At 53.8% G+C, this 18183-nt stretch carries 15 protein-coding genes, 1 pseudogene and 1 riboswitch; of the genes and pseudogenes, 7 read left to right on the forward strand and 9 right to left on the reverse strand.

Annotated elements, in window-relative coordinates; translation table 11 throughout:
• The first annotated feature begins 352 nt into the window (after window positions 1–352).
• Window positions 353–1252, forward strand: a complete 900-nt coding sequence (yegS, locus tag SFA31_RS16930) for a lipid kinase YegS (protein WP_322839403.1) — start codon at window positions 353–355, stop codon at window positions 1250–1252.
• Between the two features lie 211 nt (window positions 1253–1463).
• Here the strand turns inward: yegS and fbaB are convergent, their stop codons facing one another.
• From fbaB to thiM, 3 genes are all read right to left on the reverse strand, one after another.
• Window positions 1464–2516, reverse strand: a complete 1053-nt coding sequence (gene fbaB, locus SFA31_RS16935; protein WP_322839032.1) for a class I fructose-bisphosphate aldolase — start codon at window positions 2514–2516, stop codon at window positions 1464–1466.
• Between the two features lie 250 nt (window positions 2517–2766).
• Window positions 2767–3567, reverse strand: coding sequence for a bifunctional hydroxymethylpyrimidine kinase/phosphomethylpyrimidine kinase (gene thiD, locus SFA31_RS16940; RefSeq protein ID WP_322839404.1), 801 nt, complete (start codon window positions 3565–3567; stop codon window positions 2767–2769).
• Window positions 3568–3581: 14 nt separating this feature from the next.
• Complete coding sequence (thiM, locus tag SFA31_RS16945) at window positions 3582–4370, reverse strand: hydroxyethylthiazole kinase (RefSeq protein WP_322839033.1); 789 nt, start codon at window positions 4368–4370, stop codon at window positions 3582–3584.
• A 32-nt stretch (window positions 4371–4402) separates the two neighbouring features.
• Window positions 4403–4499: riboswitch (TPP riboswitch) on the reverse strand.
• Window positions 4500–4865: 366 nt separating this feature from the next.
• Between thiM and SFA31_RS16950 the strand changes: the two genes are divergently transcribed.
• The 3 genes from SFA31_RS16950 to SFA31_RS16960 all read left to right on the forward strand — a co-directional run bounded on the left by SFA31_RS16950 (window position 4866) and on the right by SFA31_RS16960 (window position 7238).
• Entirely contained in the window at window positions 4866–5573 is a 708-nt protein-coding gene (locus SFA31_RS16950) for an IclR family transcriptional regulator (RefSeq protein ID WP_322839034.1), read from the forward strand.
• Between the two features lie 79 nt (window positions 5574–5652).
• Complete coding sequence (locus SFA31_RS16955; RefSeq protein WP_322839035.1) at window positions 5653–6057, forward strand: GlcG/HbpS family heme-binding protein; 405 nt, start codon at window positions 5653–5655, stop codon at window positions 6055–6057.
• Window positions 6054–7238, forward strand: a complete 1185-nt coding sequence (locus SFA31_RS16960) for an MFS transporter (RefSeq protein WP_322839036.1) — start codon at window positions 6054–6056, stop codon at window positions 7236–7238. The genes SFA31_RS16955 and SFA31_RS16960 overlap by 4 nt, the downstream gene beginning before the upstream one ends.
• A 51-nt stretch (window positions 7239–7289) precedes the next feature.
• On the opposite strand, the gene cptA is transcribed toward SFA31_RS16960, so the two are convergent.
• Window positions 7290–9002 carry a phosphoethanolamine transferase CptA gene (gene cptA, locus SFA31_RS16965; RefSeq protein ID WP_322839037.1) on the reverse strand — a complete coding sequence of 571 codons (1713 nt, stop codon included), beginning with the start codon at window positions 9000–9002 and terminating at the stop codon, window positions 7290–7292.
• Window positions 9003–9366: 364 nt separating this feature from the next.
• Complete coding sequence (fhuE, locus tag SFA31_RS16970) at window positions 9367–11064, reverse strand: ferric-rhodotorulic acid/ferric-coprogen receptor FhuE (protein ID WP_322839038.1); 1698 nt, start codon at window positions 11062–11064, stop codon at window positions 9367–9369.
• A 104-nt stretch (window positions 11065–11168) separates the two neighbouring features.
• On the opposite strand from fhuE, the gene SFA31_RS16975 reads away from it, so the two are divergent.
• Entirely contained in the window at window positions 11169–11534 is a 366-nt protein-coding gene (locus SFA31_RS16975) for an RcnB family protein (protein WP_322839039.1), read from the forward strand.
• A 470-nt stretch (window positions 11535–12004) separates the two neighbouring features.
• Here SFA31_RS16975 and SFA31_RS16980 read toward each other — a convergent pair whose 3' ends face one another.
• The 3 genes and pseudogenes from SFA31_RS16980 to tnpA form a co-directional block, all read right to left on the reverse strand.
• Window positions 12005–12484: a hypothetical protein gene (locus SFA31_RS16980; RefSeq protein WP_322839040.1), complete on the reverse strand. Its 480-nt coding sequence runs from the start codon at window positions 12482–12484 to the stop codon at window positions 12005–12007.
• Window positions 12481–13137, reverse strand: a complete 657-nt coding sequence (locus SFA31_RS16985; protein ID WP_322839041.1) for a hypothetical protein — start codon at window positions 13135–13137, stop codon at window positions 12481–12483. The genes SFA31_RS16980 and SFA31_RS16985 overlap by 4 nt, the downstream gene beginning before the upstream one ends.
• Before the next feature lie 706 nt (window positions 13138–13843).
• Window positions 13844–14307, reverse strand: a pseudogene (tnpA, locus tag SFA31_RS16990) (IS200/IS605 family transposase).
• Window positions 14308–14336: 29 nt separating this feature from the next.
• On the opposite strand from tnpA, the gene SFA31_RS16995 reads away from it, so the two are divergent.
• Window positions 14337–14675 carry a hypothetical protein gene (locus tag SFA31_RS16995; RefSeq protein ID WP_322839042.1) on the forward strand — a complete coding sequence of 113 codons (339 nt, stop codon included), beginning with the start codon at window positions 14337–14339 and terminating at the stop codon, window positions 14673–14675.
• Here SFA31_RS16995 and apbC read toward each other — a convergent pair.
• On the reverse strand, window positions 14662–15771 hold the full coding sequence (apbC, locus tag SFA31_RS17000; RefSeq protein ID WP_322839043.1) for an iron-sulfur cluster carrier protein ApbC: 1110 nt from the start codon (window positions 15769–15771) through the stop codon (window positions 14662–14664). The two genes, SFA31_RS16995 and apbC, sit on opposite strands and share 14 nt — an antisense overlap.
• 172 nt (window positions 15772–15943) lie before the next feature.
• Between apbC and metG the strand changes: the two genes are divergently transcribed.
• Entirely contained in the window at window positions 15944–17974 is a 2031-nt protein-coding gene (gene metG / locus SFA31_RS17005) for a methionine--tRNA ligase (RefSeq protein WP_322839044.1), read from the forward strand.
• Window positions 17975–18183: the final 209 nt, after the last annotated feature.

The following is an 18183-nucleotide window of genomic DNA, read 5'->3' on the forward strand; positions in this document are numbered from 1 at the left end:
AAGTCGATATACACCGCCTCGCCCGCCGGGCGGATAACCCGCGATATGAATGTTCCGGATACGATATCGCAGCACCACAGTATTAACCTTATCCCCAAAAATCGCCGGTTATGTGGCTCCGCCGACCAGGGGATATCTGGAAAATTAGCGTAAAACGAAAAACCCCCAGCAAAGCAGCGAGCTTGCGATAAACTCAAATCAACCGACCTGGCGCTCGCTCTATCGGGCGCGTTTAATGGCCGACAGAACCGAACGTCCCGCCCTTGTCTTGCAGGCATCTCTTGGCAACCGCGTTCAGGCGGCCTGTAATGGCTATGGGCTTATCCACCGGGCACTAATATGGAGGTTTTTAATGGACGTCCCTGCTTTCTCTTTCATTATTATTAACGGCAAAAGCGCTGCGAATGATGCACTGCGAGGCGCGGTCGCGAAGCGACGCCAAATGGGAGACAGGATCGAGGTACGCGTAACCTGGGAATACGGCGATATCGCTCGCTATATCGATGAGGCAGTCACACAGGGCGCGCCTACGGTGATTGCCGGTGGCGGTGACGGCACTATTAACGAAGTGGCTACTGCGCTGGCGCAGCTGGACGCCTCTGTGCGCCCCACTCTTGGCATTCTTCCGCTCGGCACTGCCAATGACTTCGCCACCAGTGCAGGCATCCCCGACGAGATGGAAAAAGCGCTTACGCTGGAACTGGAGGGCAACCCCACGCCGGTTGATTTAGCGCAGGTCAATGATAAAGCGTGGTTTATTAATATGGCTACCGGAGGTTTCGGTACGCGGATTACCGCTGAAACGCCCGAGAAGTTAAAAGCGGCGCTGGGCGGGGTTTCCTATGTTATTCACGGCCTGCTGCGACCAGATACCCTGAAACCAGACCGCTGTGAGATACGCGGTGAAAATTTTCACTGGCAGGGAGATGCATTAGTTATCGGCATCGGCAACGGGCGCCAGGCGGGCGGTGGCCAGCAATTATGCCCGGATGCGCTTATCAATGATGGCAAACTGCAGCTCCGTATTTTTACCGGAGAAGAATTGCTACCCGCGCTGTTCTCCGCGCTGACCCGCAGCGAAGACTCGCCGGGCGTTATTAGCGCAGAATCGGCATGGTATGAAATCTCGGCGCCGCATAACATTACATTTAATCTGGACGGCGAGCCGCTCACCGGGCGCCAGTTCCGCATCGAAGTGGAACCCGCAGCGCTGAATTGCCGCCTGCCGCCGGATTGTCCGCTGCTCAAATAGCCGTGCGTTTTATGCCGTTTCGCTGCCCTTAGCCGAAGCGGCAATGCGCAATTATCGTTCACTCAATGCTGATAACTAAGCGAAACTCTTGCCAGGCGACGGGCTAATTGAAAAGCTCGCCGCCGTAAGCAAATGAAGTACGGGCCGCGCTTTCTTCATAAAGATAGCATCTGCTCGCCTGTTCGCTTCTCTGACACTTACAGCGACAGTCTTACGCGATGGTCACGCTCGCATTAAGGTATACGTCCTGAACTGCGTTAATCAGCCTGACGCCTTCGGGCATCGATTTTTTAAACGCCTTACGCCCCAGAATTAGCCCCATGCCGCCCGCGCGTTTATTGATAACGGCGGTGCGTACCGCATCGGCAAGGTCTGTTTCACCGCCGGATGCCCCACCCGAATTAATCAGCCCGGCGCGCCCCATATAGCAGCTCGCTAACTGGTATCGCACCAGATCAATAGGGTTATCGGTAGTTAATTTTCCGTAAACGCGATCGTCGGTATAGCCAAAATGGAGCGCTTTATAGCCGCCGTTATTTTCTGCCATTTTTTGTTTAACGATATCAGCGCCGATAGTCGCCGCCAGGTGATTAGCCTGCCCGGTGAGATCCGCACTGGCGTGATAATCCACGCCGTCTTTTTTAAACGCAGAATTACGCAAATATGCCCATAGCACGGTCACCATCCCCAGTTCGTGCGCGCGCTCAAACGCCGCTGAGATCTCTTCAATTTGACGCCGGGACTCCAGCGAGCCGAAATAAATCGTCGCGCCGACGGCAACAGCGCCCATGTTGAACGCCTGCTCTACGCTGGCGTACAGCGTCTGATCGTATTGGGTTGGATAACTTAGCGTCTCATTATGGTTAAGCTTGACCAGAAACGGGATGCGGTGCGCGTAGCGGCGTGCCACCGATGCCAGCACCCCATACGTTGACGCCACGCAATTACATCCCGCTTCCAGCGCCAGCTCCACGATATTTTTCGGATCGAAATAGAGAGGGTTTGCCGCAAAAGAAGCGCCCGCAGAATGCTCAACGCCCTGATCGACCGGCAAAATGGACAAATACCCGGTGCCCGCCAATCGCCCGGTGTTGTATAGCGTCTGCATGTTGCGCAGCACCGCAGGCGATCGGTTATTATCCATCATGACGCGTGTCACGTAATCTGCGCCGGGCAGATATAAATTATCCGCCGGAATGGTCATACAGCGGTGCTGTAATAGCGTATCGGCATCTTTACCAAGCAACTGCGCAATATCGGTCATATTTTCCTCCGGTAAATTCCGTCATCGTGTCGGAATGAGTCACATCCGGTCCGTTTTGCCGGCAGATCAAGCGTGGATGCGATGACGCTAATTGTCCACTTTATCGAATGTTTTCAGCCTATTCCGCTGGCACGTTTCGGTGACGCTGCCGCTTATCCGGCAGCCTTCGGATAACGTACGGGAAGCCAATGCTTAAGCTGACATACAAATACCTTCGCGCGCTTTCTTTTACGTGCTTACATTGCAGAGGCTACCACCAGGCATGGAAATGGTGCACGGGGCCAGCGCCGTGCCCCACTTCAAGGGAATCGGCGGCGGACAGCGCCTCGGAAAGCCAGCGTTTAGCAGCAGGTACCGTCTCACGCCAGCCCGGATATCGGGGGCGGAGCGCCGCCAGCGCCGCGGACAGCGAGCAGCCGGTGCCGTGGGTGTTTTTGGTGGCAATGCGCGGCGCGGTAAAGCGCAGCGTTTCATTACCGATAAACAACCAGTCCGGGCTTTGCGCATCATCCAGATGGCCGCCTTTCATAAGCACCGCACCGCAGCCCAAAGCCAGTAGCGCTTTTCCCTGCTCACACATTTCTCGCTCGCTGCGCGCCAGCGGCGCCTCAAGCAGCGCAGCGGCCTCGGGCAGATTGGGCGTAATTAAGGAAACCTTCGGCAATAGCCGGCTGCGCAGCGTTGCCACGGCGCTGACAGTGAGCAGCGGATCGCCGCTCTTCGCCAGCATTACGGTATCCAGTACCACATTTTCAACCTGATAGCGCGCAAGTCGCTCCGCGACTGCTTCAATGATGTCCGTCTCTGCCAGCATGCCGATTTTGGTGGTATCAATCCGTACATCGCTAAATACCGAATCAAGCTGAGCGGCGACGAATTCTGGCGCAACCCGATACACGGACTGGACGCCGCGCGTATTTTGCGCCACCAGCGCCGTTACCACCGAGCAGCCATAGGCGCCAAGAGCCGAAAACGCTTTCAGATCGGCCTGAATTCCGGCACCGCCGCTGGGGTCAGTGCCGGCTATCGTTAAAGCATTAATTCGCGGCATCCCCGCTTCGATTTTCATATCAAAGATTCCTGATTTAAATGCCATAAAGCGTCAAGAAAAGCCGGGATAAAACTGCCTGGCCCCGCGCTTTTCGCCTCCGCATGCTCCCCTGCGCGCGCCATCCAGGCACAGGCCGCAGCGGCGTTGGTTAGCACGCTCCCGGGCAGGGCGCAGCAGGCTGCCATCACTGCAGAGAGCGCACAGCCGGTGCCTACTACCCGCGTCATTATCGGATGCCCGCCGTGGACGCTTATCGCGCGCTCACCATCGGTGAGATAGTCCGTCTCTCCGCTTACCGCGACCACGGTTCCCCAGGTTTTAGCCAGAGAACGGGCCGCCGGCAGCGCCTCGCAGACCTCAATCGTACTGTCCACGCCGCGCCCGCCGCCGCTCTCCCCGGCCAGCGCCATAATTTCAGAAGCATTCCCGCGGATTGCGGTCGGGCGTAGCGCCAATAATTCACGGGCAAATTCGGTACGCAGCGTCAGCCCACCGACCGCTACCGGGTCTAATAGCCACGGTTTATCGGCGCATCGGGCGCTAAGAACCGCTGCGCGCATCGCCCGCAGGCTCTCCTGCGTCAGGGTGCCAAGGTTAATCAGCAGCGCGTCAGCCCGAGCGCTAAATTGCGCGGCTTCTTCTTTATCAATAACCATGGCCGGAGAAGCTCCCAGCGCCAGGAGGACGTTAGCGGTAAAGGTTTGCACTACATCGTTGGTCATACAATGCACCAGCGGCGAACCGGCGCGAAATTGCTGTAAGGCCTGGGCGGCCAAAGGGCCGGAAAGCGGCTCAGGTTGCATAGACGGGCTCCTGGCCGGCGTGAAGAAGGGACGCTTGAAACGTCTGACTTCCCTACGCTGGCATTATCCAGTTCAGGTAATACGGGTGTTTCTCAGCCCTGAAGCATCAGGGCACCCCGAGTCAAAACATCAATATCATGTGGTTAACTAAACATTAACCGGCAGCCAGAATAGTCCTGCCTGCGAATATTGTAAACCTGGACCTTGTCTTTCAAAGCAGCAGGCAGCCGCGGGCGTAAATGTAAGCGCTCGATAACCTGGCGGATAAAGCCCGGCGGCTGCATAAAATTCCCCGGTAAAAATCCCATCGGCGATAGCCCAGCGTAATGCAGTGCTATCGCCGCGCCTGGAATAAACAAATGCGGAGCAGGAAACCCAATATGTCGCGCGGATAACAAAATATTTACCACACTCAGTGGACGTTAATTAACGTCTGGCGTTTCTTATCGCAGCAAGATATTTTACTATCTCAAAAAACCCTACCGTAAGAATGAAATGGCAACTATTCAATCCGTTGAGCGCGCTTTTACCCTACTTGAAGCACTGGCTGAAGCCGGCGGCGAAGCGCGGCTCGCCGAGCTGGCCGCGCGTACCGGGCTGGATAAAGGCACGATGCATGGCTTACTGAGCACCATGGCATCAATGGGATATATTACGCGCAATAACAAACACTACGCGCTCGGTCTCCGCCTGCGGGAGTTGACGCAGCCGCTAACGGATATTGATACCCGGCTGCGGGAAACCTTTGCTCCCGCCCTGCGCGTACTGGCCGCTCACAGTAAAGAGACCTGCTATTTAGCCGTGCCGTGCGGCTCACGCGATTATCTGTATATCGACGCGCTGGAGTGCGAGCGTAACCTTAGAGTCGTCAACCCGCGTGGCCGGCGCGAGGGGCTGTTGACCTCCGCTATCGGCCACCTTTTTTTAGCCTTTGATTCTGAATTGCTGCGCATCGTTCGGCGATACTGCCAGCTCCCCGCCGGGCTTGAACAAGAGCTGGAATGTATCGCGCATTTCGGTTTCGCTATCGATCTGGAACAGGCTGAACCGGGGATGAACTGCCTGGCGCTGCCGCTATGGCAGCATGGCCGTATCGTCGCGGCAATGGGTTTCGCCGGCCCGGCTCAGCGCCTGCCAAAGTCAGTGCTGCAGCGGATGGCAACAGAAGTGATGCACGATTTGTTTGATATTACCAAAAAATAATCGATATTTTTCGTCAGGTATTTTACCTGCTGCGCAAAGACAGAATAATGCGGACCTCATTGTTTGATGGAGCCCGTAAATGCCTTCTATTCTCTGTGAATCTTTGGTGCAGCGCATCACTGACTGTACCCGGCGCCAGGCAAGCGCGCAAAATTCCGCCGTCTGCATAAGTGTGGTGGACGCCGCCGGATTGCTAAAAGGTTTTTTACGTATGGATAATGCCGTTCCCGGCGCTATCGACGTAGCAATCAAAAAAGCCCGTACCGCCGCACTATTTCAAACCGACAGCCAGCAACTCGGCGAACAGGCGCGGCCCAACGGCGCAGCCTATACCCTTGAGTCAACCAACGGCGGATTAATCAGCTTCGGTGGCGGTGTGGTACTGCGTGATGAAAATGGAACCACCATCGGCGCCGTCGGCGTTGCGGGAGCGACGATAGAAGCCGACCAGGCGCTGGCCATTTATGCAGCGAGGCGTATATGAGTATTCAGCAAAAAACACATCCTGGCGTATATGCGCTGGCCATCGCCGCCTTTGCCATCGGCATCGCCGAATTTGTGGTGGTCGGCATCTTGCCTTCTCTTGCAACAGCGTTTCAGATCTCGCTTTCTCGCGCCGGAGGGCTAGTCGGGTTTTATGCGCTGGCGCTGGCTGTCGGCACCCCGGTACTGGTGCTTTGCCTGGCACGCATACCGCGCAAGGCTCTGCTATTAGGCCTTATTGCCGTCTTCCTTGCGGGCAATCTGGTCTCCGCACTGGCGGGCAGCTACGCGGTGTTACTTACTGGCCGAATGATTACCGCCGTCGCTCACGGAAGTTTCTTTGCGATTGGCGCTACCGTGGCTGCCCATCTGGCACCAAAAGGGCAGGCTGGCAAAGCTATTGCGTTAATGTTTGCCGGCCTGACGCTGGCGATGGTGATCGGCGTGCCGTTAGGTAGTTTTATCGGTAACGCCGCAAACTGGCGCCTGCCTTTTTTCGCCGTCGCAGCGCTGGCCGCGCTGGCATGGCTGGCAACGCTGCGCCTGGTGCCCGCAATTGAGGTTCACGCTGATGGCACGCTGGCGGAACAACTGGCGGCGCTGCGCCAGCCCGCAATTTTGACCATGATGACAGTCACCGTTCTGGGCTTTGGCACCAGTTTTGCGGCATTTACTTTCGTGACGCCGATACTGACAGCAATCACCGGGTTTTCAACTAACAGTGCCAGCGTGCTATTGGTGGTGTTCGGGCTGGCCACGCTCATCGGTAACCTGGCAGGCGGCCGCTGGGCCGTAACCCTCGGCTGGCGCAGCGCCCTGAGACGCATGATTTTATGCCTGCTCCTCGCTTTTATTATTCTAACCGTCGCCATGTCGCATAAAGTCGCCATGGTGCCCATGCTGTTTATTTGGGGAGCGCTGGCGTTTGGTATGTCACCGGCTTTTCAGGCGGGAATGCTGGAGACGGCGGAACGCTATGCACCGCGCGCCGTGGGGTTTGCATCTGCATTGAACATTGCTGGATTTAATCTGGGCATTACGTTAGGCCAAAATGCGGGGAGTGTTCTGGTATCGCACGAGCTTCTTGCGTTTACACCGCTTGCCAGCGCCGTTCTATCCGCGCTGGCGCTGCTGCCGCTTTCCCGGCTCAGGAGTAATACGCCGCCAACACACAATACCTGAAGTTAAATCAACGCCGACGAGGGCTTTATTCTTGCCACCGTCGGCGCTTTTTCAGCGAGTTAGCGCATCATAATCGCGCAGTTTATTTTGATGCGCCGGGTTACCAATCAGGCGCGGGCGTTCGACAAAGCGCGGGTTAACCAGGCTGCGCGTCGGATCCCAGCCCTCGTAGCGCAGCCCCGCCAAATCAGACCATGTATAGATGAGATCCATGCTGCTGTACTTACGATTTTCCGCCGCGCTGAAGTCCTGAGGATGATGTTTCACCCATTCCGGCGATGACCAGAGAATAAAAGGTATCGTATACATGGCCCGGGTAGGTGCCTCTTCGTTACGTCCCTGAAGCTTATGCGGCGGCGTGTCGTACACCTCTTCCCCGTGATCGGAAAAATAGAGCAGGAAGCCGTTGGGGTCGCTTGCTTTAAAGGTTTTAATCAGCGTCGTTAATACGTGATCATTGAACAGTACGGCGTTATCGTAACTGTTGTAGGTATCCAGCGTATCGTCTGCCACGCCGGCAGGAACCGCGGCATCGCGCCCGGTAAAGCGCGCATAACTTTCCGGATAGCGAAATTGATAGCTGAGATGGGTTCCCAATAAATGAATAACAATAAATTTCTTCGGCGCCGGATCGTTAAGCACGCTTTTAAACGGCGCGAATACTACCGAATCATACTGGCGTGAGCTCTGATTGCGCTGCTGATTCATATAGAACTGTTGGTCAGTCTGACGCGAAAACACGGTCAGCATGGTGTTACGTTTGGTCATGGACTGCTGGTTGGTTATCCAGAACGTTTTATAACCAGCCTGCTTCATCATATTCATTAAGGAAGGCTCGGTGAGATAAAGGTCGGGATTTTTTTCATCAGCGAAGGTAAGCGCCTGCTGCAAAATTTCAATGGTATACGGGCGCGATGTCACCACATCGTTGAATACCGATAAATTTTTATCTTTCAGGCGCAGCGCGTCTATCTCCGGCGTAGTGTTACGACCGTAGCCATACAGGCTCATGCGATTACGCTGAGTGGATTCGCCAATCACTAACACCAGCGTGCGCGGCGTATCACCATTGGCGTCAACCAGGTTCTTTAACGGCGGCAGAGCGCGATTAGCCTGCAGTTTCTCCTCCAGGCTGTTTAGCTGGTTACGATAGTTGTAATACCCGGCAACGAACTGCCAGGGCGCAGCGGGCTCCATACGGTTAACCAGATGCGATACCGCATTGTGTACCCCCTTTCCGGCCATTATTCTCGGCGCCAGCGGAGCCAGAATGAGTATGCAAAAAATGACCAGCGAAGCGCCGTAGCGCCAGGCGCGGGGTAAATATACCGGGCGCAAGCGGGTCCAGAGAAAAAGGGCCGCCAGCGTGTAAACAATCAGAGTCGCCACCAGGCCCCAACTGAAATATTGCTGCATATATTCGCCGGCTTCGCTGGCGTTAGTTTCAAACATCACAAACAGAACGCTTTGCGAAAATTCCTGACCATAAATATAGAAATAAGCGATAGCCGCAGCAGAACTCAGCCAGAGCAGAATGCCAACGACAGCGCCATAAAGCCGAATACAGCGAGGAAACAAAAAGACCGGGATCGTCCACAGCAGGCTATACAGTAGAGAATCACGTAATCCAATGGTGCCACCGCGCCCCCAGGCAACAATGACGATTTGCAGCGCCGTGGAAAAAAAGCAAAAGTAAATCAGCGCCCATGCCAGCGCGCTACCGTTAAAGCGCGTGGATGCGCCCGAAGAGGCAAGTCGTTTCATATTAGGGTCATCACAAAGAATTCAAACTGCCGCATATTATGCTGTTTGAATTAATTTTACCTTAACTGGTTTTGTTCAATTGTCTGAAATGCCACCTTTTGAGTAGATACCTTCTCCAGCATCGTTGTGATGCGCGGCGGTAAAGTGCCGGACGATACCTGCACAACCGCCGCGCTCAGGCGCTACCCTTATTACCTGCGCGGGTATAGCATATTAATTTGATTCCTCACTTCGCCTGGCAAACCGCTCGGTCGGGCTTATGGCAGCGGCAATACGCGGCGCCGGCGAACTCAGCCGTTAAGCAGCGAATGGCCACGGGTATCGGTGTCGCATTATTCCGTTTTACCCTGAGCGGTAACCCGGCTCAGAAATCATAATTAACCGCCACGGAAACGCTGCGCGGTGCCCCGTAAACCGCGTAAGCGCCAAGGTAATCGAAGTTTTCTTTATCAAACAGATTGTTAACGTTCGCCTGCACCGCAAGCCGCTGCGTCACCTGATAGCGCCCGAACAAATCGACCAGCGCGTAACTTCCCTGATGGATGCGCGCGGCGCCCTGCGGGCCGGCCACATCCTGCCAGGTGCTATTTTGCCAGTTCACGCCGCCGCCGAGGGTTAGCGCAGGTAATATCGGCAGGCGATAGCGGGTAAACAGTTTCAAGGTAGTACGTGGCATCCAGGGATTTATCGCCGTATGGTCACCGGCTTGTGCCATAAAGCGTGAGCCGCCTACGGTCATTAGCCAGTCATCGGTAAGTTTACCGTTTAGCTCAAATTCAACGCCTTTGCTAACGGTGTCGTTCGCCGCTCGCCAGGCCATTTCATCGGTACCGGGAATATATTCTGAGGTTCTGACGGCCACGTTATCTTGCCGGGTGTAAAACAGTGCGACCGACGCGGTCAGACGCCCATTAAGCCAGTCTCCTTTTAACCCGGTTTCGTAACTGTTTCCGGTCGCGGGATCGATATAACGTTTATCGATATTGCGCACGCTTTGCGGCTGAAATATTGAGGTATAACTGGCGTAACCGGACCAGGAGTCATTAATGTCATAAATCAGACCTGCGTACGGCGTTATGCGCGATTTATCGCTGTTGGCCGTGGTGCCACTGGCGCGCCAGTGGGTGTAGCGCGCGCCGACGATAGCGTGTAGCGGATCGGCAAGGGTAATCCGCGCGGCCCCGTAGAGTGAACGCTTGCGAATAGTATCATTTGAATAATCTACCCACGGGGACCACGGTTTTTCAGCAATGCGCCCGTTCCAGCGAAAATAATCGCCTACCTCATCTGCGCTAAACGAGGATTGCGCGTTGATATAATGATTATTCTGTTTGCTGTAACTGCCTCCCAGCATCAGCGTGTGCTGGCGCTCGAATACCGTAACCGGGCCGCTGGCATACATGTCCAGTGAATCCAGCTTGCGTTTCCCTTTATTCCAGCCGCCGAATGCGGAAACCCCGCCGCCGGTCGCGCGATCGGGGAAGCCTGATGCGTACATTAATTTAGAATCAAAGCGATTTTCCGCATGTGTGCCGGTCGCATTGAGCAACCAGCCGTTGTCGAAACGCTGCGCAAGGCTGGCAAACACTTTGTTCGCTTTATGTTCCGAGTAACTCCAGTCCGGTGCCGGGCTAAAGCTCCTGTCGAAATGCGTACGCCCGCCATCCGCGTACCAGGTCGGTACGCCGCCCCATGTGGGAGATGAGGTGTGTGCCTGTTGATAGTCATACCCGACCGACAGCGTCGTCATTGCGGTAAGGTCAGCATCCAGCGCGCCGGTAAAGAATTTTTTGCGTTTCCCGTAGCGATCGAGCCAGCTATTGCCATCCTGATAGCCCGTAATTACCCGGGTGCGAACATTGCCCGCCGTCGTTAGAGGCGCCGAAACATCCGCCACTACCCGACGTTTATCCCAGCTGCCATAACTGCCGGAAAGCGAGCCGGTAACGGTTTTACTGTCCGCATGTTTGCGCACCATATTAACCGCCGCCGAAGGTTCGCCGGTGCCGGTCATTAGCCCGGTTGCTCCACGGTATGCGGTATCCTGTAGACAAATTTTCACACAAAATCTGGCTTGCTCTGGCGCTATCCGGCGGTGAATTATGGCGTTATAGCCTTTACTGCACGACTGAACGCGCTTTTGGCAAGCTATCCGGGAGAGAAGTTATGAACAAGACTCAATGGGCGCTCAGCGCCGCGCTGGCAATTGGCCTTGGAATGATGGCGGGCAGCGCGGCTGCCAATACCGATGATGAAGCCCAGGCGTTAACTCAGCCGCAGTCACAGCCCGCTGACTCCAGCTATGAGGTAAAAACCTTCAGCGCTGATTTTCACCTCTATCATATTGGCGATACCGTTCCGGAGCTGTACCGGAGCAGCCAGTACGCTATATCCCAGTGGAAGCTGCGTAACCTGACGCCGCCTGATGAAGGCACTCATTGGACCTATATGGGTGGGAATTATGTCCTGATTACCGACGACGCAGGAAAAGTTGTTAAAGCTCTTTCCGGGGACATTTTTTACGCTAACTAATAGGGTTACTGAAAAGCGGCAGGCGCCTGCGCTCAGGCTCGCCGCTCAAAGGTATTCAACGCATATAGTGATTTTAATGGTGTTGGCTCCCTCTGTGGCTTGCAAAAAAAACTTATTCTTCCGCACGGACAGTTTTACCATTAAATATATTAGACCTACTTCCCAGTTTCACCATGAAATAATCCCACCAAAAACCAATTATCTCCGCCAGATGTTTCCTTATAACACCCGATAAATTAGATAAAATTAATTTTTATTAAGCAAATCCCGTATAAGAGGTGCCGGGAGAATAAACGAATACTCTCCCGTAATGATATTAACTCTACCAACGCATGCGTGTAGAAATAATAAACTGACCATCCATTAAAAATGGATGATCTGTGAGCTACCTTATTGAAGGCTCATCTTCTAAAAAGTGGCGTTAATACATTATGTGCGCTCGGAAAACAGGAAGTCAGGATAATTCATCTTTAATTACACAGGAACTGAGGGAAGCCGCCGGCATAAACCAGATATCCGCTGCTACCGCCGCCTACGGGTCGTAATTCGACCTCACGCTGCTGCGCCGTGAAAAACTCAGGTAACAGAGCATTTCCGTGTTCCGGGCTTAGCTCATCATCGGCACGCGGCACTACTGCCAGGCTCCGCAAATGTCTCTGTTCTGAAAGCGGAGAAATAGAGAACCGAATAATACGATTAATCCGGACTCCGCGCGGCGCTGCTTCGGCCAGATATCCCCTAACCACCGCCTCGCCTTTGTCACCGTGTAAATGAAAATTAATGCGCGTAGAGAGCGTCCGCTCTCCCAAATGGACTATCATACGCGCGTGGCACGTAAAGGGGATTGAACGCCGCGATGGAACAATATGGAAAAAGTAGACCGTCAGCGCCAAAGTCGCTAACAGCAGCACGTGCCCGAGGATGATAAATACCATGCTTTTGCGCTTCATGATATTTCTTCTCCCGCTTTTTGGTTTGGGAAATACAGCGACAGACAGTGCGGTGCTGAGCCGTATGACAGCAGCGCTTTATTGCAAATAATGGCGGAGACTTTTGTCGATGCCGGATACGCCGTGACGTAAATCGTCACTCGATCACGACATAACTCCTTATGCGTTGCGGTGAAGCTGGCATGGCGCTTATAACTGCCGGCATCGGCGTTATATTGCCAGGCGCATTTGCCGGTGATATTCGAGCCGGGCACATAGCCCGTAGAGGCTGCGTTTTTCTCAAGAGTGAAAATCTGCCCGCTCCCTGCCAGCAGCAGCATTAGGGCAGAAAACAGCGCCAAAGCCGCCACGCGCGGTAAGCGCAGGCGTTTTCGGCATTCGGCGTATGGCGTCATGGTTTTATCTTCTTCATTCCCCCTCCCCGGTGCCAACCTGCTGTCGGTTCCGACGCTGGCCTTCTCACCCCTGCGCAGCAATACGCGACGCGGCGACTGGGAATTCATAATCAGAATAGACGGAGCGTCCAGCGTAATAAAAGCGCGTCGCAGTTCTAGCAGCCCGTCCCATATAGCCTCCGACGAGGCCACTGGAAACAGGCTGCGCAGCGCCGTCTCATGAATCCAAATATCACTGCGCTCACAAAGGTACTGCAAACATATTGCAGAAAGATTTGTCAGCGTAATGTTTTGCCCACTGGTGGAATTAACAAGTGCGCGTGTCTGTGGAAAAAACTGTAACTGGTGAATAAGATAATTGCGGTTCATAAACTATTCACGCTGCACATTCCTGGCGAGATGCGAGCGTTGTCACCTGTGTCAAATAGTCGTGTTCTCATTTATATTTATCCCATGCAAGTGCGCAGCGATGCTACTTTTGAGGCCTCATAAAGTAAAGTCGCGTTTTTCATAAATAGTAACAAGATCGCACTTCCCGATGTGAAGTAGTGTTTTAAATAAACTTTGATTTAATCTCAATGGAGATAGTGAATATTCTTAATATAAATAATCCATCATTAAGAACATACGCAAAAAAAGATAAATTATCGGGATGTATGGGCTGGAATTCTCGCATATTTAATAACAGATATCGGTAACCGCGAATAATCCAGACCCAGATTATCGGCCTTTAATGTCATAATCACATTTACCGCCTGCCTCACCACAGATAAAAGCCGCCCCTCCTGACTCCAGGCATCGCGCTGAAAACGGCATGTGCAAAAATTCCGGGTACAGCCAGCATCAGAGCAGTGGATAACATAGCCTGCCGGGATAGGTATTTACCCTTTTGAAGTAAAAGGCCACCTTCTTAGAAGGTGGCCTTTGAGAATGCCCCCTTAAGGGGAATATTGTCACCTTCCGCTTACGACTCTGGCAATTCCATCTGCTGTTCATGTGTTTGTTCCGTTTTCTCCTGATGTCGCACATATCTTCTGATTATTTCTTCGTTCACATCGACCGTATCTACAAACTACCCACGGGGCCAAAAATGGTTTCCCCAGCGCGTCTTCCTGATGTGTGGAAAACGATTACAGAGCCTGATGGCACTGCGACCTTTCAAATGACCCATTCGCGTTGATATCAATATTTTAGGTCGGACGATGACCACCAGATGTACATGAGCTGGCTGAATATTTAACGCCAGAACTTCACAATCCTTTATGCCGCCTAGTCCGCATAGAATGTAGATTGCCCTGTAAAGCTCCTTGCCCGGCCTGTCTTTAAGGATCCTGAATCGATACGTTGGCGTCGGTATTTGCAACGCCAATATACCTGTGATGAACGCCTGTAAAGCCCCGTGTTGGTTTGTCTCCTTTTACTTGCGATGAGTAAGCAGAGCTATTCCGGCATTGGCATTGGCATTGGCATTGGCATTGGCATTGGCATTGGCATTGGCATTCTTCAGCTATAGCCTTACAGGATCAATCACCACCTCCCCAGGAGGGGGTTTCGGGGTGACAAGTAAAAAGGGCGTATCGCCCTTTTTATTGCCAACTGAAAACCATGTCCTGTGGGCGTGGCCATCAACAGATTTTGGCTCTGCTTTATTGTTTTGGGATTTAAATCTCACAAGCCAGACTGGCAGAGACTTTTTTAAGGAATTTGGTATGCCCCTCTGGGGCATCAAAGCAAAGCCGCCTTATGAAGGCGGCTTTTTACTTCATCTGTTATTACGCGCGCCTAAAGCGCCCTAAAAGCGATATCCGCCGGGATGACATCCCCTTGCCAGTAAAGCTGCGCCGCCACGCGCCCGGCTAACTGCCGGTACAGATGCGTAAACTCACCGTCAGGGCTTTTCACCACGGTCGGCACACCGCTATCCAAATCCTCTCGCAGAGAAATGTGCAGCGGCATTTGCCCAAGCAGCGTTGTATGATACTGCTGCGCCAGCTTTTCAGCACCACCGGTGCCAAAAATAGGCTCATGATGCCCGCACTGGCTACAAACATGCATGCTCATATTTTCTATAATACCCAGCACCGGAACATCCACTTTCTCAAACATTACGATGCCTTTTTTCGCGTCAATCAGCGCGATATCCTGCGGAGTGGTCACCACTACCGCGCCGGTAACCGGTATATTTTGCGCCAGCGTAAGCTGGATATCACCGGTGCCAGGGGGCATGTCCAGCACCAGATAATCCAGGTCCGGCCACAGGGATTCCTGGAGAAGTTGCAGCAGTGCCTTGCTGGCCATCGGCCCGCGCCAGACCATGGCATTGTCGTCGGTCACCAGATAGCCAATAGAGTTAGTGGCCAGTCCGTGCGCCATAATCGGCGCCATATGCGTGCCATCAGGCGACGTTGGGCGCTCCGCTTCAGTGCCGAGCATCGCCGGAACGGAGGGGCCATAAATATCGGCATCCAAAATACCGACTTTCGCGCCCTCTGCAATGAGCGCCAGCGCCAGGTTCACCGCCGTAGACGATTTGCCTACCCCACCTTTTCCTGAACTCACGGCAATAATATTTTTGACGCCATTAATGCCCGCTCTGTCTTTAACGCGTTTAAGCGTGGCGATATTGTGCGTCAGCTTCCAGTCAATCGCCCGGGCGCCGGTCACCCGCAGCAATTCAGCGCTGGTTTGCTCTTTCAGAACGTTAAATCCGCTTTGCCAGGCAAACGGCATTTGCAGTTCGATATAAACCACATCATCCATCCAGGCTACATGATGTAGCGCCTTCAGGGCCGTCAGGTTATGTTTCAGGGTAGGGTGTTGAAATTGTGATAGCGTTCCGGCGACCATTGCGCGCAGGGCTTCCGGCGATCTCACCTGGGATTGCGAACTCATCCCGACTCCTTTGGTTACAGGGTGCAGTCTGACCATAGCCAGACAGGGTTAATTTATTAAGCATACCAAAAAGCGAATAATTCCCCCATTACTCGCTTTTGACTTACTAAAAAATTCCTCGTTTGGTACTATCGTTACCCCCTTTTTTCATACTGAAAGATCGATTGTCACTATGGCTCACGTCGCGAAAAAAATACTGGTAACCTGCGCCCTTCCTTATGCGAACGGCTCCATTCATCTCGGCCACATGCTGGAGCATATTCAGGCGGATGTCTGGGTGCGTTACCAGCGAATGCGCGGCCATCAGGTTAATTTCATCTGCGCGGACGACGCCCACGGCACGCCGATTATGCTCAAAGCGCAGCAGCTTGGCGTTTCACCGGAGCAGATGATTGGCGACATGAGCCAGGAACATCAGCGTGACTTCGCCGGATTTGCCATTAGCTACGATAACTATCACTCAACGCACAGCGAAGAAAACCGCGCTTTGGCGTCCCTGATTTACGGCCGCCTGAAAGAAAATGGGTTCATTAAGACCCGGATAATCTCTCAGCTTTACGATCCGGAAAAAGGCATGTTCCTGCCGGACCGCTTTGTAAAAGGTACCTGCCCGAGATGCAAAGCGCCGGATCAATACGGCGATAACTGCGAAGTCTGCGGTGCGACCTACAGCCCAACGGAACTTATTGAACCTAAGTCCGTAGTGTCTGGTGCCACGCCGGAAATGCGTGAGTCTGAGCACTTTTTCTTCGATCTACCGGCCTTTAGCGAAATGCTGCAGGCGTGGACGCGCAGCGGTGCGCTGCAGGAGCAGGTAGCGAACAAAATGCAGGAGTGGTTCGACGCAGGGCTGCAGCAGTGGGATATCTCCCGCGACGCGCCCTATTTCGGCTTCGAAATTCCGGGCGCGCCGGGCAAATATTTCTACGTCTGGCTGGATGCGCCTATTGGCTACATGGGATCGTTTAAAAACCTGTGCGACAGGCGCGGCGACCTCAATTTTGACGACTGGTGGAAACCGGGTTCCGACGCCGAGCTTTATCACTTTATTGGCAAAGATATCGTCTACTTTCATAGCCTGTTCTGGCCCGCCATGCTGGAAGGCAGCGGTTTCCGCAAGCCGACTAATCTGTTCGTGCACGGCTATGTCACCGTTAACGGCGCGAAGATGTCCAAATCACGCGGTACGTTTATTAAAGCCAGTACCTGGCTGAATCATTTCGACGCCGACAGCCTGCGCTATTACTACACCGCTAAACTGTCTCCGCGCATTGACGACATTGATTTAAGCCTGGAAGATTTCGTTCAGCGCGTGAATAGCGATATCGTCAATAAAGTGGTCAACCTGGCCTCACGCAACGCCGGATTTATTACTAAGCGCTTTAACGGCGAGCTGTCTGATACTCTTGCCGACCCTGAGCTGTATCAGCGCTTTATCGACGCCGCCGCCAGCATCGGTGAAGCCTGGGATAAGCGTGAATTCAACCGCGCGGTGCGTGAAATCATGGCGCTGGCCGACCAGGCAAACCGCTATGTTGATGAAATGGCGCCGTGGGTGGTCGCCAAACAGGAAGGTCGCGATGCTGAACTTCAGGCCATCTGCTCGATGGGCGTAAACCTGTTCCGGGTACTGATGACCTGGCTAAAACCGGTGCTGCCGGGCCTGAGCGCGCGCGTTGAAGCATTTTTAAATACCGAACTGGAATGGGATGCCATCGCGAGGCCGCTGCTTGAGCACCGCATCAATCCCTTTAAAGCGCTATATAGCCGCATCGATATGAAACAGGTTGATGCGCTGGTTGAGGCCTCGAAAGAAGAAATTAAAGCCACCGCCCAGCCGCAGAGCGGCCCGCTGGCCGACGCGCCGATTCAGGAAACCATTACATTTGATGATTTTGCCAGAGTCGATATGCGCATCGCACTCATTGAAAACGCAGAATTTGTCGAAGGGTCTGATAAGCTGCTGCGTCTGACGCTGGAACTTGGCGGTGAAAAGCGGAACGTGTTCTCAGGCATTCGCTCCGCTTATCCGCAACCAGAGACGCTCATTGGACGCCTGACGGTGATGGTAGCCAACCTGGCGCCGCGTAAAATGCGCTTTGGAGTCTCTGAGGGGATGGTAATGGCCGCCGGCCCCGGTGGAAAAGATATTTTCCTGCTAAGCCCGGATAGCGGTGCCCAGCCGGGGCAGCAGGTCAAATAAACGCTAACGCCCTCTGTTGAGGGCGTCTTTTTCGCACAGCAGCCGCCCGACGAGCGCCTCTGCAATGGGTTACAACGCGCTAATTTTTCTGAATAACCTGCTCATTGCCAGCCATTCTCAGGCGCGCCATTAAAGTAGCGCATTCAGGCTTATCACCGTAGCGCGCGGCAAGCGCGGTACCGCAGCAGGGTAATCACGCTGTAACTACC

It is taken from the genome of Erwinia sp. HR93 (assembly GCF_034555055.1).
In the GTDB taxonomy this organism is placed as follows: Bacteria; Pseudomonadota; Gammaproteobacteria; order Enterobacterales; family Enterobacteriaceae; genus Apirhabdus; species Apirhabdus apintestini.

Excerpts from the sequence above, each read along its gene's own strand:
- SFA31_RS16960 (WP_322839036.1), top strand. The coding sequence starts at position 6,054 with ATGAGTATTCAGCAAAAAACACATCCTGGCGTATATGCGCTGGCCATC.
- SFA31_RS16980 (WP_322839040.1), bottom strand. The coding sequence starts at position 12,484 with ATGAAGCGCAAAAGCATGGTATTTATCATCCTCGGGCACGTGCTGCTG.
- thiM (WP_322839033.1), bottom strand. The coding sequence starts at position 4,370 with ATGCAACCTGAGCCGCTTTCCGGCCCTTTGGCCGCCCAGGCCTTACAG.
- fbaB (WP_322839032.1), bottom strand. The coding sequence starts at position 2,516 with ATGACCGATATTGCGCAGTTGCTTGGTAAAGATGCCGATACGCTATTA.
- SFA31_RS16955 (WP_322839035.1), top strand. The coding sequence starts at position 5,653 with ATGCCTTCTATTCTCTGTGAATCTTTGGTGCAGCGCATCACTGACTGT.
- metG (WP_322839044.1), top strand. The coding sequence starts at position 15,944 with ATGGCTCACGTCGCGAAAAAAATACTGGTAACCTGCGCCCTTCCTTAT.
- apbC (WP_322839043.1), bottom strand. The coding sequence starts at position 15,771 with ATGAGTTCGCAATCCCAGGTGAGATCGCCGGAAGCCCTGCGCGCAATG.
- SFA31_RS16975 (WP_322839039.1), top strand. The coding sequence starts at position 11,169 with ATGAACAAGACTCAATGGGCGCTCAGCGCCGCGCTGGCAATTGGCCTT.
- SFA31_RS16950 (WP_322839034.1), top strand. The coding sequence starts at position 4,866 with ATGGCAACTATTCAATCCGTTGAGCGCGCTTTTACCCTACTTGAAGCA.
- yegS (WP_322839403.1), top strand. The coding sequence starts at position 353 with ATGGACGTCCCTGCTTTCTCTTTCATTATTATTAACGGCAAAAGCGCT.
- thiD (WP_322839404.1), bottom strand. The coding sequence starts at position 3,567 with ATGCCGCGAATTAATGCTTTAACGATAGCCGGCACTGACCCCAGCGGC.
- cptA (WP_322839037.1), bottom strand. The coding sequence starts at position 9,002 with ATGAAACGACTTGCCTCTTCGGGCGCATCCACGCGCTTTAACGGTAGC.